We start from the raw sequence: 14850 nt of genomic DNA, 5'->3' as shown, positions 1-14850 counted from the left end.
CGACAAGGCCCGCGACCACATCCAGGACCTCGGCCTCAACCACGAGCGCAAGATGCGGTGCGACATCGTGGTCAACCTCGCCGAGGGCGACTACCGGGTCGCCGAGACCATCGAGTTCACCGAGATGGACTCCGGCAACAACGGCCACCAGGTGATCTACCGCTCCGCCGACGGGCCCGGCAAGGCCAACCTCGTCGGCGCCGAGCCCGTCACCGGCTGGGAGCCGTACCAGGACGGCATCTTTAAGGCCGACGTCGACGTCGACGTCGACGCACCGTTCTACACGCTCTTCGTCGACGGCGACCGCGCCACCACGGCGCGCCACCCGAACCGTACGAGCGAGGACACCCATGCCCCATATCTCTTCTCGCGGCTCATCGAGCCCGAGAAGGAAGGGGTGCGCGACCAGATCGGCTACAACCCGGGCGAGTGGGACGAGACCGCGGACCTCGGCTCGTCCACGAGCTGGCCGGCGCAGGTGACGATCTGGTCCGGGGGGTCCTGGAGCTGGTTCACCGACACGGTGCCCATCAAGAACGCGGACATCAAGGACACCGACAACAAGATCATCCTCGACCACTGGACCCGCTACGCGATGATCAACAGCCGCAGCGGCTCCCGGTACTTCCTGCAGAACTCGCTCGACTTCCTCGACCAGGCCGGGGAGTACTACCTCGACCACGAGGCGGGGGAGGTCTACTACAAGCCGGCCGAGGGCTCGATGGACGGGCTGACCGTCATGCGTCCGACGGTGACCCAGCTCGTGGACATCAAGGGCCGTTCCGCCGAGGACAGGGCGCACGACATCACGTTCGACGGCCTGGGCGTGCAGTACTCCGACTTCGTCGGCTGGTACCGCGCCGGCTGGACGAGCGCCGGCGACGCCGGCGTCCCGCACGAGTATCCCGAGTACGACCGCCAGATCGAGATGCCACGCAACCGGTTCGGTGCCGTCACCCTCGAGAACACCTCGCACATCACCCTCACGCGCATGCACGTCCGCGACACCGGGTTCACGGGCGTCTACGCGCTGTTCGCGAACGACCACCTGACGGTCGAGGACTCGCTGCTGGAGAACATCGGCGCGGACGGCATCAAGGTCGAGGGCGGCTGGCCCGGCGAGGGCGACCTGACCCACCAGCACACGTTCCGCAACCTGTTCATCGACCACGTCGGCGAGCTCGTGCCCGGCGACGCCTCCGGCATCGAGCTCATGGGCACGGGCGACAACACGGTGGAGCACGTCCACGTCAAGCACTCCGCCCGCTACGGCATCAGCCTCGAGTCGCGTCCGGAGGTGGTGGACGGCGAGCAGTACACCGACAACAACGCGTTCCGGTACATCCGCATCGACCAGGCGGGGCTCGACTCCGGCGACATGGGCGCCTTCTACACCTACGGGGTGGACAACCAGGAGCCCCACCCGGTGCAGAACACCGTGGACCAGATGGTGATCGGCGACGTGATCCCCGACCCCGCCGGAGCGATGCCCGACTCCGGCACCCGCGGCGTCCACATGGACGCCGGCGGCTGCGGCTTCGCCTTCTCCAACATCGAGGTCGGCGAGACCACCGACCAGTCCTACCAGTCGTACCAGTGCAACGAGGTCACCAACGGCAACTGGGAGGACGACTTCGACGCCTCGCAGATGCAGTACGACCAGATCGGCGTCACCGACGACTTCCCCTTCGACGTCGAGTAGTGCTCGGGGCCGTGCCGCGCACCACGCGCGGCACGGCCCCTCCCTTTCACACACCTTGTGAGCGCTCACACCGAGGAGCAGGCCATGACCGACCACCACCCCATCACCCGAGCACCACGCGGCGCCCGAACGCGCCGCCGCGTGCCCGTCGTCCTGGGCGCCGCGGCTGCGCTGCTCGCGTCCGTCGCGGTCCCGGCCGGGGGCGCGACAGGCGCGGACGGACCGCCCGACACCGACGTCGGGCTGCAGCGCCCCTTCGCCCTGCCCGGCTACGTCGAGCGGGACGACAACGGCGCCCTCCTCGTCGGGGAGGGCGAGAGCCGCTTCGCGCTCCGCGTCGACCTGCTGACCTCCGCCGGCCGGCTCGTCCGCGAGAACCAGGGCCTGCTCGCCCACGTCGCCCACGTCGGGCCCGTCACCGTGGACGGCTCGTACTACGAGGTCGAGATCAGCAGCGACGACCGGAGCATCACGCCGGACCGGCTCGGCGCGCTGCGCGAGATCCTCGCCCACCCCGACGAGTGGTCGGCCGAGCAGGTCGCGGAGGCCCGCGACCAGCTGCCCACCCTGCAGGCACGCTACGACCAGACGCAGCGCGACAAGCAGACGATCGTCCTGCGGTTCGCCCGCACCGCGCCGAACACCCTCGTGGGCTCGGTCACGGCTCGCGACGCCGACGCGACCGTCTTCCTCGAGGCGGCACCGCCGTGGGGCGAGGAGAACTCCTACGAGGTGACCGACCGCGGCGTCCGCGCCACGGGAGCCGGGCTGGACGACCCGTCCGCCGTCGGCCACTTCGCGCTGCTCCCCACGCAGGCGCCGGACGACGCCGGGGCGTACGCGTCCGTGGACGACATGGTCGCGGCGATGCAGGGCGAGGCGGGGGCCGACGGCGACGCCGCGGCTGCCCTGCGGTACACGCTGGAGGAGGACGAGACGATCACGTTCACGACGAGCGTGTCGGACGAGCCGCCGACGGCGGGCCCCGGCCACGGGGGCATCCTGCGCGCGCTGGCACGGGCCCGAGCGCAGGCCGACGACGACACCCTCAGCGGCAGCGGGCCGGCCGGTCGCGCGGCGACGGCGATGCGCACCGCCATGGCCCTCAACGCGAACTACGACGAGCAGTCGCGGCAGAGCTTCCTCGTGTGGGGCTGGGGCCGCGGCGGGGCGGAGAACGACTCGATCTTCACCGGCTGGGACTCCGCGTGGGACGCCGTCACCGCGCTCACCGTCGACCCCGACCTGGCGCGGCAGCACGAGCGGGTGCTGTTCGCCTCCGGCGGGCCGCGCTACGACCAGCTGCACGCGGGCCCGATGCACGCCTACGCCGTCAAGCGGATCTACGCCGCCACCGGCGACCGCGCGCTCGTCGAGCTGGCCTACCCGTCGCTCGTGGAGTTCTTCGACAAGCTGCCCGAGTGGGACGTGAACGACGACGGCCTGCTGGAGGCGCCGTACGACGGCGATCCGAGCAAGGTGGGCAACCACCTCGGCCTCGACGACCTGCCCGTCTACCTGGCCGCCGACCGCATCGCCAAGCAGGGTGGCAGCGGCGACGAGCGCGACAACACCGACCTCACCGACGTCGCGCTGACCTCGTACTACGCCCTGATGGCGGAGTCGTTGGCCGACCTCGCCGACGCGCTCGACCGGCCCGACGACGCGCGCCGGTTCACCGCCGTCCTGGAACGGACCAAGCAGGCCGCGAACGACACCCTCTGGGACGACGAGCGGGCCATGTACCTCGACCGGAACCTCGACGGCACGTGGGGGGACGTCATCACGCCGACGGTCTTCTACCCGCTGTTCGGCGGGCTGGCGACGCCCGAGCGGGCGCAGCGCACGGTCGAGGAGAACCTGCTCGACCCCGAGCAGTTCTGGGGCGAGTACGCCATCCCGAGCATCAGCCGGGACGACGCGGAGTACTGCGCGAACGGCGACGCCTCCGCGACGTCGTCCCCGGAGTACACGTACTACCTGGGCTGGGGCGAGGAGAACACCTGCGAGCAGTGGCGCGGCGCCGTGTGGCCGCCGATGAACGCCACCGTCTACGACGGCCTCAAGCGGTACGGGCTCGACGAGGCCGCGGGGACGCTGGCGGCGAAGAGCACGGACATGTACCTCGACAGCTGGGACGAGAACGGGTTCTTCCCCGAGTACTTCGACCCCGAGCCGGGCCAGGTCATCAACGCCTCGGCGGTGGACAGCGCATGGCGCTACTACACCTGGTCCAACGTGATGCCCCTGATGGCGGTGCACGAGCTCGTCGCCGAGGACGCGTGGGGCCGGCCCGGTGCCGTCACCTTCGGCTCCCTGGCCTTGCCCGGCCGCAACGCCGTCGACGACGTGCGCGTGGGCGGGCACACCTGGGCGGCGACGGTCAGCCCCACCGCGACCACGCTCGAGCGGGACGGGCGCACGGTCTTCCGCGCGACCGGGGGGCGCGTCGTCGTGCGCGACTTCGTGCTCACCCGCGGCGGCGCGTGCTTCGACGTCAACGTCGGCTCGGACGCACGCCTGCAGGTGACGCCGCGGCCCGGCACCACCCTGCGCACCACGGTGCGGGAGGGCAGCTCGCACGTCTGCCTGTGACGCCGTGCTCGTGCTGCGCCGGCGCCCGACCGTGACCACCCGTCACGGCCGGGCGCCGTCGTGCTCCGCGCCGTCGCCTGTCCTCTCGTCGTCGCCTGTCCTCCCGTCGTCCGCCGCGGCACCGTGCGCCGCGACGAGCTCCGCGCCCAGCCGGGCGAGCTCCGCCCGGACCTCGGGCGGGCCGACGACGTCCGCCTGCGCTCCCCAGCCGGCGAGGTGCCGCGCGAGGTCCAGCGGCGTGGGCGCGGCGACCCGCACGCGGACCCGCCCGGCGGCTGCGGCGCCGGGATCGTCGTCGTCCTCCGCCACGACCGTGTGCCGCCCGAACTGCGCGCGCAGGACTTCGACGTGCTCGGCGGCGACGCGCACGGTCGCCCAGGTCGCGGAGCGCTTGCTCTCGACCTCGCCGACGACGCGCTCCCACTCGGCCCCCAGATCGACGTCGTCGGGGACGACGGCGGCCTCGTCCGTGACCTCCAGGGCACCGATGCGGTCCACCCGGAACGTGCGCGGCCCGCCCGGCGTCCCGGCGATCAGGTACCACGCGCCCTCCTTGTCCACGAGGCCCCAGGGGTCGACGTCGCGCCGTGACGACCGCCCGGTGGCGCCCGTGTAGTCGATCCGCACACGACGCCGCTCGACGACGGCCCGCTGCAGCGCGTCCACCTCGGGGGGCCGGGCGCGCCCGACCGCGCTCCAGGCCTCGCGGTCCACGACCACGGCCGCAGCGGCCGCCTCCGCCTCGGCGCGGAAGGTCGCGGGCAACGCCCGTACGAGCTTGCGCAACGCGGACCGCGCGTCGTCGGACGATGCCACCCCGGGCCCCGCGAGCAGGAAGAGCGCCCGGGCCTCGGGCGCGGTCAGCCCGCTGAGGTCCGTGCGCGACCCGCCGAGCAACGACCACCCCCCGCCGCGGCCGGGTTGCGGGTAGACGGGCACGCCCGCGGCGGAGAGCGCCTCGAGGTCCCGGCGGGCGGTCGCCACCGAGACCTCGAGGTCCGCCGCGAGCTGGGCCGCGGTCACCCGGGGTCGGGACTGCAGGTGGAGGAGCACCTGGATGAGCCGGTCGGCGCGCATGCTCCGAGACTCCCACGGAAAGTGCTCAGTAGATGATCACTTTGACCGGAAGAGTGGTGCTCACGAGGTCACCGGACCTCGTGAGCACCGGCCACGACGGCCGCACCGAGCACGAGGAGCCGACATGCTGCGCGGACTGACCACCATCACCTACCTGGCCGACGACGTCGCCGCCGCCCGCGACTGGTACGCCGAGGTGCTCGGCACCGACGCCTACTTCGCCCGCGAGGCCGGCGGCGGCCTCGCCTACGCGGAATTCCGGATCGGCGACTACCAGCACGAGCTGGGGATCATGGACCGGCGCTTCGCTCCCCCGCAGCCCGACGGCGCCGCGGGCGCCTTCGCCTACTGGGCGGTCGACGACGTCCGCGGCGCCTGGGAGCGGCTGCTGGAGCTCGGCGCCACTGCGTACCAGGAGCCGATCGAGCGCGGCCCCGGCTTCGTGACCGCGGCCGTCGTCGACCCGTTCGGCAACGTGCTCGGCGTGATGGAGAACTCCCACTACCGCGAGGTGCTCAGCTCCCTGACGTCCTGACCGCTGCCGAGCCGCGAGCATCGTGCCAGCATGGTGTCGGCCCACGACGAGGAGGTCCGTGATGGCGGAATCGGCCGACGACCCGACGGACGACGCCGAGCTCGCGCGACGCGTCCTCGACGACGGTCGCTACCTGGTCCTCGCCACCGCGGACGGCGACGGGAACCCGTGGCCCACCCCCGTGTGGTTCGCCCGCGAGGGCCGGGAGCTCGTCTGGGTCTCCCGCCTCGGCACGCGCCACTCGTCCAACGTCGTTGCACGCTCCGCGGTGGGGGTCGTGGTCTTCGAGACCCCGGTGCCCGTCGACGGGCGGCCCCGCGCCGTGTACGCGGAGGCGTCGGCCGGCGAGGTCCCGGAGCCCGACCGCGAGCGCTGCCTCGCGATCTTCGACCGCCGCTCCCGCGCCGAGGGGCTGGGTCCGTGGCCCGTCGAGCGCGTCGTCGCGCCCGCCGAGCTGCGCCTCTTCCACGCCGTCGTGTCGCGGTTCTTCGTGCTCGAGCCCGATCGCGACGTCCGCCGCGAGGTCGAGCTCGACCTGTAGCCGGTCAGCGGCGGCGCCCGGGCAGCCGCATCGTGAGCAGCCCGGCGCGGGGTGCGAGCCGGCCGGCGAGGTCCAGGACGCCCTCGGTCCGGGCGCCGTCGGGGTCGATCACCGAGAAGAGGTTGGCACCGAGGTAGAAGGTGATCGCGGCGTTCGCCACGTCGCGCGCGGGCAGCAGGCGGGCGAGTGGGGTCCCGCCCACGACCCGTTCCCACTGCTCCTCGACGAACGCCACCCACGCCTCGGCACGGCCGCTGATCTCCTGGCGCAGCGCGGGCTTGGTGACGGCGGCCGCGACGAGCTCGCTGAAGGTCGCGAGATAGCCCTGCTCGACGTCGGTGCGATAGATCGTCGCCGCCGCGGCGGCGAGCTCCTCGAGCGTGCCGGCCCGCTCCGCAGTCGCACGGTGCCGCGCGAGCCGCACCTCGCTCGCGCGGTCGAGCGCGGCCAGCAGCAGCGGGTCCACGCCGCCGTAGTGGTAGAAGATCAGCGCCGGGTTCACCCCGGCCTCCGCGGCGACCGTGCGCGCCGACGTCCCGGCATACCCGTGGTCGCGCAGCACCCGGTCGGCGGCGTCCAGCAGTCGTCGCCGCGTCTCGTCGGCGTTCCGGCCGCGCCCGCCCGCCGCCGGGCCTGCTTCCACCATGGCGCGATCCTATGCTTTGATCGATCGACTTAACCGACTGATCAACATAGCGATCGGCAAGGAGCGCACGATGACCGTCCCCTCCCCCACGCCCGGACCCCGACGCGCAGTGGTCGCCGCCTGGACCGGCTTCCTCGGCACGGCCCTGGCCGCCGACCTCGCCCGGCGCGGGTACGACGTCGCGCGCGTCGGTCGGACCGGGCCCGACGCGCGGTGGGACGACGCCGCCGCGCTGGCCCGCGTGGTCGACGGCGCCGACGTCCTCGTGAACCTCGCCGGGAGGAGCGTCGGCTGCCGCTACACCGACGCGAACCGGGACGAGATCCTTCGCTCCCGGGTGGAGACCACGCGCGCGCTGCGCACTGCCGTCGCGGAGGCCTCCGCGCCGCCGCGCCTGTGGCTCAACGCCAGCACGGCCACGATCTACCGGTACGCCCTCGACCGCCCGCAGGGCGAGGACGACGGCGAGCTCGGCACCGGGTTCTCGGTCGACGTCGCGCGCGCCTGGGAGGCCGAGCTGTTCGCCGGCGACCTGCCCGGCACCCGCCGGGTCGCGCTCCGTCTGGCCATCGTGCTGGGCGGCCCCGCGTCCGACCTGCTCGCGCGCGTCGCGCGGCTCGGCGTCGGCGGGCCGCAGCTCGACGGCCCGTGGTTCGGCCACCGCCGGTACCGCGGCATCGGCGACGCGCCCACCCCCGCGGCGGCGGCGGCGCACCGCAGCCGGGGACGGCAGAAGTTCTCGTGGGTCCACGTGGACGACGTCGTGCGCGCGGTGCGGTTCGTCGACGAGCACGACCACCTGTCCGGACCGGTCAACGTCGCGTCGCCGCACACGGCTGACAACCGCTCCCTCATGGCCGCGCTGCGCCGCGCCACGCGAGCACCGTTCGGGCTGCCCGCGCCGCGCTGGCTGCTGGAACCCGCGATGCTCGTGCTGCGCAACGAGTCGGAGCTGCTGCTCAAGAGCCGGTGGGTGGTGCCGCGCCGGCTCGAGGACGCCGGCTTCACGTTCCGGTGGCCCGACCTCGGCCCGGCGATCGACGACGTCGTCGGCCGCCCCTGAGGGTCACGCCGTCAGCACGAGGACCCCGAGCGCGACGGCCAGCAGCACGTCGAGCACGCCGCAGAACTCCGCCAGGGACAGGCTGACCACCCGCCCGGTGCGGTGGTGGTGGAAGTCCCAGGCGGCGTGTCCGAGCAGCGCGACGGCGACGACCAGTCCGCCCGCGGTGGCGTCCGCCCGGACGGCGACGAGCGCTGCGGCGGCGAGGACGAGCATCGCCGCCGCCTGCAGCGGCAGCGACCATGCCGGCCGCGCTCGCCCGCGGGCGAGGCCCACGACCGCGAGGACCAGGGCCAGGGCCAGCAGCCACACCGTCGGGTCGAGGTCGGTGACCTTGGCGACGCCGATCAGCACGAACGTCACCCCGAACGCGGGCCACGCCGCGCCGGGGCGGCCGAGCGCGGCCGCGACCAGGTAGACGAATCCGGAGGCGGCGAGCACCGGGGCGACGTCGCGCGCGTCCGCGAGCCCGATCATCGTGCCCGCCGCGACGAGCACTCCCAGCGCCGCCGGCCACACCCGACCGAGCGTCGACCGCGCGGTGCCGCTCGTCCTCGAGGTGTCACGCACCTGGTCCTGGGTCATGGTCTTCTCGCTCCCCTGTGAGTGCGAACCGCCTGGGGCTACCGCTGACGCCCCAGCGCATAAACTGTACGTCGGTGTTCGAGTTATGGGAAGAGTGGCCGATGGAGACACCGATGAGAGGCGAGCTCCGGCCCGCGACGCCGGAGGACACGGATGCCGTCGCGCAGCTGTACCTCGACCGGGCCGCGCGCGGCGGCGGCCTCGGCGGGGCGCTGCTCCGCCGCGCGGAGCAGGCCGTGCGGGCGTCCGGCCACGCCCGCGCCTGGCTCGCCGTCGCGACCGGGAACACGGCCGGCCGGCGCTTCTACGCGCGGCAGGGCTGGGTCGACGAGGGCCGGTTCGCGCACCGGGCGCCCGTCGACGGCGGAACCGTCGAGGTCGACTGCCACCGGTTCCTCGGCCCGGGACGTTAACCTGGACATCCCTGTACAGGCTTGGAGGAACCTCGTGACCACGACACCGGCATCGACGGCAGCGGCGAAGCGGTCGGCCGGGGCGGCCGACGGCGGCCGGGACCGCGCCAAGCGCGCCGACGCCCTCCGGAACGTCGAGTCGATCGTGGCGGCGGCCACCCGGGTGCTGGCGACGGACCCCGACGCCAGCATCAACGAGATCGCGAGGGCCGCAGGCGTCGGCCGGGTCACGCTCTACGGGCACTTCGACTCCCGGGCGACGCTCGTGCGCGAGGTCGTCGACCGCGCCATCGCGCAGACCGACGCGTCGCTGGCAGAGGTGGACCTCGACGGCGACCCGCGCGAGGCCCTGGCTCGCATGCTGGAGGCCACCTGGCACCTCACCCACCGCTTCGGGGCGCTGGTGGTCGCCGGGTCGCAGGTGCTACCGCCCGAGGAGATGCGGCGCGCCCACGACGGACCCATGGCGCGCGCACGCGACGTGCTCGAGCGCGGCCGAGCGGCCGGGGAGTTCCGCGCGGACATGCCGGTCGAGTGGCAGCTCAGCGTGTTCCAGGCGATCCTCCACGGCGCGTCCGCCGCCGTGCACCGCGGCGAGATCACCGCCGACGACGCACCGGCCCTCGTGCGCGACACGACCCTCGCCGCCCTCTCCGCCTGACGGAATCACCCGCACGACCCTCTTGTCGTACACGCCTGTTCGAGTTAACTTACCCGAACAGGCGTGTTCGACTTATCCGGGATCGATCGATCGAGGGACCGTGCCATGACCTCACCAGAGAAGCCCGCTACGGCGAAGACCGCCCAGGACCGGTCCGCCGCGCCCGACCCCCGGCGCTGGCGCGTCCTCGCTCTGCTCGGCGTCGCCCAGCTCATGCTCATCGTCGACGTCACGGTGGTCGCGATCGCCCTGCCCGACATGGGCGCCGACCTGGGGCTCGACCGCGCGGGCCTGACCTGGGTGGCGAGCGTCTACGCCCTGGTCTTCGGCGGGCTGATGCTGCTCGGTGGCAAGGCCGCCGACGTCGTCGGCCCTCGCCGTGTCGTGCTCGCGGGCCTCGGGCTGTTCACCGTCGCCTCGCTGCTCGCGGGGTTCGCGGGCTCCGCGGAGCAGCTCCTGGCGGCCCGCGCACTGCAGGGCGTCGGTGCGGCGGCGATGTCGCCGGCTGCGTTGTCGGTCGTCGTGCGCACGTTCGCCGGCGCCGAGCTGCCCCGGGCGCTCGGCGTGTGGTCGGCGCTCGGCGGCGCGGGCGCCGCCGTCGGCGTCCTCCTGGGCGGGCTCCTCACCTCGGGACCCGGTTGGCCGTGGGTGTTCTGGGTGAACGTCCCCGTCGGGGTGGTCCTGCTGCTGACGCTGGTCCGGACGGTGCGGCCGTGGCCCGGCTCGGGCGGACGGCTCGACCTGCTCGGCGCCGCCCTCGCGACGCTCGCGACCGCCGCCGTCGTCTACGGGCTCGTCGCCGCCGGCGACCACGGCTGGCTCGGCGCGCAGACCCTCGTCGCCCTCCTGGTCGGCGTGGCGGGCTACGTGCTGCTCGCGCTGCGGCTGCGCTCGGCCGCCGCGCCGCTGCTCGACCCCGCGATGCTCGTGCGGCGGCCCGTGGCGCGCGGCCTCGCCCTGATCCTGGTCGCGACGGCGCTGATGATCTCCGTGTTCTTCCTCGGCTCGTTCACCCTGCAGCAGCTGCACGGCTTCAGCCCCCTGGACACGGGCCTGTGCTTCCTCCCCGTCGCGGTCGGGACCATGCTCGGGGCGAACCTCGCGGGTCGGGCACTCCCCCGGTGGGGCGTGCGCGCGATCTCCGTCGTCGGGCTGCTCGTCGCCGCAGCCGGGCTCGCGGCCGCCGCGGGGATCTTCTCGATGACGGTGCTCGTCGTCGGCATCACCGTCGCCGGGTTCGGCGTCGGCTCCGTGTTCGTCGCCGCCTCGGGGAGCCTGTTCTCGGCCGTGGCGCCGCAGGAGGCAGGCGTCGCCTCGGGCGCACTGAGCACGTTCCACGAGTTCGGCGCGGCGACCGGCGTCTCCGCCGTCTCGAGCGTGGCCGCCGCGGCCCTCCTGGACCCGAGCTTCGAGACGTTCGCCGCCGGGTACTGGTTCGCCGCCGCCGTCGCCCTCGTGGCCGGCCTCGCGTCCCTCGCCCCGGCCCGCGCCGCCCGCTGACCGCGCGGCCGCGGACCCGGCGGACCGGGTGATATCTCGCCCTTCCGATGGCCCGCTGCCGTGCCGAAGGGGACCCTGAGGTGCTGCCACGCCCGCCCTCCGCGGGCACATACTGGCAGGACCACACCCAGGCGGAGTCACCGATGAAGAGTGCACACGAGCCGGGGGCGCCCGACCTCGACGCCTCGACCCCGGGCCGTCGCGACCTGCTGTCCACGGTCTCGCAGGCGAAGCTGCGCCCGGCCGTCAACCCGGGGTACCTCGTGCCGCGACCCCGGCTCGTCGGGCTGCTCGACGACGCGGTGCAGGCGCCGCTCACGCTCGTCGTCGCACCGGCCGGGTCCGGCAAGACCTCCCTGGTGCGCGACTGGGCCGCCCGGACGACGCTCCCCCACGCCTGGCTGTCCGTGGACGAGCCCGACCGCGACCCGGCCCAGCTGTGGCGCGGGATCCTCGCGGCCCTCGAGGGGATCGCACCGGGGTGCTCCGACACGGCGTCCCGGGCGATACGGCAGCAGCGACCGCTCGCCGACGCCCTGGCGGTGCTGCTCGACGACCTGGAGGCGCGCGCCTACGACCCGCGCGTGCTGGTCGTCGACAACCTGGAGCTCGTCGACGACGAACCCGTGGCCGCGTCCTTGCGAACGTTCGTGCAGCACCTTCCCCGCTGGCTGCACGTCGTGCTGGTGAGCCGGCGCGTCCCGCAGCTCCCGGTGGACCGGCTGCGGGCCCGCGGGCTGCTCGGCGAGGTCCGGTTCACCGAGCTCAGGTTCTCGGACGAAGAGGCGTCCGCGATGCTCTCCCGGCTCGCGCCCACGATGCCGGCCGACCAGGTGGACGAGACGTCACGGCAGGCCGAGGGCTGGGCCGCGAGCATCCAGCTCGCCGCGCTCGCCGCCCGGGCTGCGGAGGCCCGGGCGGACGATGACCGGGCCGCCGAAGACCGGGCCGCCGAGGACCGAGTGGCACCGGACGCCCTGCGACACGACGACGGTGCCCGCTACCTCGAGGACTACGTGTGGCACGAGGTGCTCCGGGGCGAGGCGTCGGACGTCGTGGAGGTCCTGACCGACACCGCCGTCATCGACCGCGTCGCCCCGCACCTCGCCCAGGTGCTGGCCGACCGCGACGACGCCCCGGACCTGCTGGCGCGCGCCGAGGAGCGTGGCCTGTTCGTGGCCCGCATCGAGCCGGCGGGGTCCTACGAGCTGCACGGCCTGGTCCGGGGGGCCCTGGTCGCGCGGCTGCGTCGGCAGAGCCCGGAACGGGTCGCCCGGCTCCACCGGCTCGCCGCCCGGTGGTACGAGGAGGACGGGCAGCCGGTGAACGCCCTCGAGCACCTGCTGCTGGCGAGGGAGCACCGCGAAGCGCTGCGACTCCTCGCGTCCTGCGTCGCCGCCCTTCACGAGAGCGGGCGCGGGTCGACCGTGCTGCGCATGCTCGCCGCGATCCCGGAGGACGTCGCGCTGGCCGACCCGGCCGCCATGACCGACCTCGCGTGGTGCCGGCTCTACGTCGACCGGGCGAACTTCGTCCAGACGGTCGACGGGCTGGACGCCCGGGCCCACGACGCCGTCCCGGACGTCGCCGGCGGCGGGATCGAGGCGCCGGCTCGCGCCCGGATCGAGGTGCTGCACGCGGTCGTCGCCGCCATCCGTGGCGACTGGGCCGGGGGCGCCGGGCTCGCCCGGTCGGGGCTCGCCACGACGGGCGACTCGTGGCCGCTCGATCCCGTGGTGCGGTACGGCTGGAACCTGGTCGCCCGCGAGGTCGCGCTCGCGGAGCGGTGGGACGACGCCAGCGCCGAGGTGCGCAAGCTCGCGCTCACGATCGCCGCGGCACCCGAGCGGCGGCTCGCGCTCGAGGGGACGCGGGCGCTCGGCGCGGCGCTGGGCGGGCACCCCGTCGACGCCCTGCGCCTCGTCGCGGGCACGCGGAAGGCCTCCGACCAGGCCGGCATGACGATGCTCCGTACCGAGCTCCTGACCGCCGAGGGGATCGCGGACCGGGAGATCGGTGACCGGGCGGCCGCCCTCCCGCTGCTCGCGCGCCTCGCCGACGCGGACTGCGACCCGCTGCCGCACTGCCGCCTGCTCGCCTGCCTGGAGCTGACCCGGACGCACCTCGACCAGGGCGACCTCGACGCCGCAGGACGGGCGTTCGCCCGGGCCACCGAGATCGTGGACACCGACGTCACCGGGCCCGGCGGGCGAAGCCTCCTGGCGAGGACGGGCTGCCTCGTCGCGCTGGCCCGGGGCGGGACGGACGAGGCGCGACGCTGGGTGGCCCAGATCGACGACCCGTTCTGGTCCGCCGTCAAGGGCGCGCTCGTGCTCGTCGCGGAGGGAGAGCCCGGGGCCGTCGGCGACCTGCTCGAGGACGCCGAGCCCCGCAACCCGCGCCACCGCGTGGTGCGCGACCTGCTGCTCGGCCGCACCGCCGCGGGCCCGGCCGAGGCCGAGGAACACCTGCTGAGGGCCGTCGAGCTCGCTTCCGCGCACGGGCTCGTGCAGACCGTCGCGAGCGCGGGCCCCGAGGTCGTCGAGGCGATCGAGCGGCTGGCGTGGCGCGTGCCCCCGGCGTGGCTGGCCCGGCTGCGCCGCGTGCCCGTGAACGGGGCGGCCCTCTCGAACGCCGCGGTGCGCGAGCTCACCCGGTCGCTGACGGACCGCCAGCTCGGCATCCTGCGGATGCTCCCGAGCCGGCTCACCCTCAGGGAGATCGCCGACGAGCTGTACATCTCCGTCAACACCCTCAAGTTCCACCTCAAGACCATCTACCGCGAGCTCGGCTGCGGGTCGCGTGCGGAGGCGGCGGAGCTGGCACGCACGCTGATCAGCCGCGGGCGAGGTCACCCCTCGAGCACCCTGCGACGCTGAGCCTCGTACTGGTCGAACGTGAGGACGCCGCGCTCGACCAGCTCGGCGAGGGTGCGCAGCTGCGCCGCGGGGTCGACGGCGAGCTCGGGGTGGAGGCCCGTCGCCGGGCCGCGGACCAGCAGGTCGGCTGCCCCGCGGCGACCGGCGGCGGCCCCCGTGACGTCCCCGGCGGCGACGACGCGGACGCGGGCCAGCCGCTCGCCACCGACGATCCGTCCGCCGGCCGCGCGCGCGGCGGCGGCCAGCGCCGTGGCCCAGCGGTCCTCGATCAGCAGCAGGAGTGCCGCCGCGTCGGGCTCCACCGCCACGGCGGCCAGCGCGACGTCGTGTGCACTGAGCCGGACCCGGGGATCCTCGAGCGCGGCGAGCGGGGCCAGCTGCTCGACGTCCCGCAGGGTGTGAGCCGTGACCGACGCCTGGTCGGGCGCCCGGCGCAGCAGGACGACGTCGACCAGCCCGAGCACCCCTGACCGGACCAGCCGGGCGACCGACGCGACGACGCCGGCCAGGAGCTCCACCGCCGGGACGGCGATCAGGAGGTACTCGAGGAGGTCGTCGTCGGGCCCGTGCGCCGCGCTCGCCCCCGGCACGTCGGTCATCGGACTCCCTCCCGCGCAGTCGTGTCGTGCCCCGCCAGGCTGGCCCGGTCGCGG

13 protein-coding genes are annotated in these 14850 nt (G+C 74.3%); 9 read left to right on the top strand and 4 right to left on the bottom strand.

The window, feature by feature from the left end:
* Positions 1 to 1702: right-handed parallel beta-helix repeat-containing protein (locus B5Y66_RS11730; protein ID WP_079575001.1), on the top strand; the 1702-nt coding region annotated here is incomplete at its 5' end.
* Between the two features lie 84 nt (positions 1703 to 1786).
* Positions 1787 to 4297, top strand: coding sequence for an amylo-alpha-1,6-glucosidase (locus B5Y66_RS11725; protein ID WP_079574689.1), 2511 nt, complete (start codon positions 1787 to 1789; stop codon positions 4295 to 4297).
* A 42-nt stretch (positions 4298 to 4339) separates the two neighbouring features.
* Here B5Y66_RS11725 and B5Y66_RS11720 read toward each other — a convergent pair whose 3' ends face one another.
* Positions 4340 to 5374, bottom strand: a complete 1035-nt coding sequence (locus B5Y66_RS11720; RefSeq protein ID WP_079574688.1) for a helix-turn-helix transcriptional regulator — start codon at positions 5372 to 5374, stop codon at positions 4340 to 4342.
* 124 nt (positions 5375 to 5498) lie between these two features.
* Between B5Y66_RS11720 and B5Y66_RS11715 the strand changes: the two genes are divergently transcribed.
* Positions 5499 to 5909: a VOC family protein gene (locus B5Y66_RS11715; protein WP_079574687.1), complete on the top strand. Its 411-nt coding sequence runs from the start codon at positions 5499 to 5501 to the stop codon at positions 5907 to 5909.
* 61 nt (positions 5910 to 5970) lie between these two features.
* Entirely contained in the window at positions 5971 to 6450 is a 480-nt protein-coding gene (locus tag B5Y66_RS11710) for a pyridoxamine 5'-phosphate oxidase family protein (RefSeq protein ID WP_079574686.1), read from the top strand.
* A gap of 4 nt (positions 6451 to 6454) precedes the next feature.
* Here the strand turns inward: B5Y66_RS11710 and B5Y66_RS11705 are convergent, their stop codons facing one another.
* Positions 6455 to 7096, bottom strand: a complete 642-nt coding sequence (locus tag B5Y66_RS11705) for a TetR/AcrR family transcriptional regulator (protein WP_079574685.1) — start codon at positions 7094 to 7096, stop codon at positions 6455 to 6457.
* Positions 7097 to 7166: 70 nt separating this feature from the next.
* On the opposite strand from B5Y66_RS11705, the gene B5Y66_RS11700 reads away from it, so the two are divergent.
* A complete protein-coding gene (locus tag B5Y66_RS11700; protein WP_079574684.1) occupies positions 7167 to 8159 on the top strand; it encodes an epimerase in 993 nt (330 codons plus the stop codon).
* Positions 8160 to 8162: 3 nt separating this feature from the next.
* Here B5Y66_RS11700 and B5Y66_RS11695 read toward each other — a convergent pair whose 3' ends face one another.
* Positions 8163 to 8744, bottom strand: a complete 582-nt coding sequence (locus B5Y66_RS11695; protein ID WP_079574683.1) for a hypothetical protein — start codon at positions 8742 to 8744, stop codon at positions 8163 to 8165.
* A 113-nt stretch (positions 8745 to 8857) separates the two neighbouring features.
* Here B5Y66_RS11695 and B5Y66_RS11690 point away from each other — a divergent pair, with 113 nt between their 5' ends.
* The 4 genes from B5Y66_RS11690 (at position 8858) to B5Y66_RS11675 (ending at position 14197) form a co-directional block, all read left to right on the top strand.
* The gene (locus B5Y66_RS11690; RefSeq protein ID WP_217700791.1) at positions 8858 to 9157 is read left to right on the top strand and encodes a GNAT family N-acetyltransferase; all 300 of its coding nucleotides are present in this window, start codon (positions 8858 to 8860) and stop codon (positions 9155 to 9157) included.
* A gap of 34 nt (positions 9158 to 9191) precedes the next feature.
* Complete coding sequence (locus B5Y66_RS11685) at positions 9192 to 9818, top strand: TetR/AcrR family transcriptional regulator (protein ID WP_079574681.1); 627 nt, start codon at positions 9192 to 9194, stop codon at positions 9816 to 9818.
* Between the two features lie 105 nt (positions 9819 to 9923).
* Positions 9924 to 11318 (top strand): MFS transporter, encoded by a 1395-nt coding sequence (locus B5Y66_RS11680; protein ID WP_079574680.1) that lies wholly within the window; start codon positions 9924 to 9926, stop codon positions 11316 to 11318.
* Positions 11319 to 11461: 143 nt separating this feature from the next.
* Entirely contained in the window at positions 11462 to 14197 is a 2736-nt protein-coding gene (locus B5Y66_RS11675; protein WP_079574679.1) for a LuxR C-terminal-related transcriptional regulator, read from the top strand.
* Here B5Y66_RS11675 and B5Y66_RS11670 read toward each other — a convergent pair.
* Entirely contained in the window at positions 14170 to 14796 is a 627-nt protein-coding gene (locus tag B5Y66_RS11670; protein ID WP_079574678.1) for a hypothetical protein, read from the bottom strand. The genes B5Y66_RS11675 and B5Y66_RS11670 overlap by 28 nt on opposite strands.
* Positions 14797 to 14850 lie beyond the last annotated feature (54 nt).

Source organism: Krasilnikoviella flava (assembly GCF_900167525.1).
In the GTDB taxonomy this organism is placed as follows: domain Bacteria; phylum Actinomycetota; class Actinomycetes; order Actinomycetales; family Cellulomonadaceae; genus Isoptericola; species Isoptericola flavus.
Note: the sequence above shows the minus strand (reverse complement) of the source record. Positions and strands in the feature narration are given on the sequence as shown.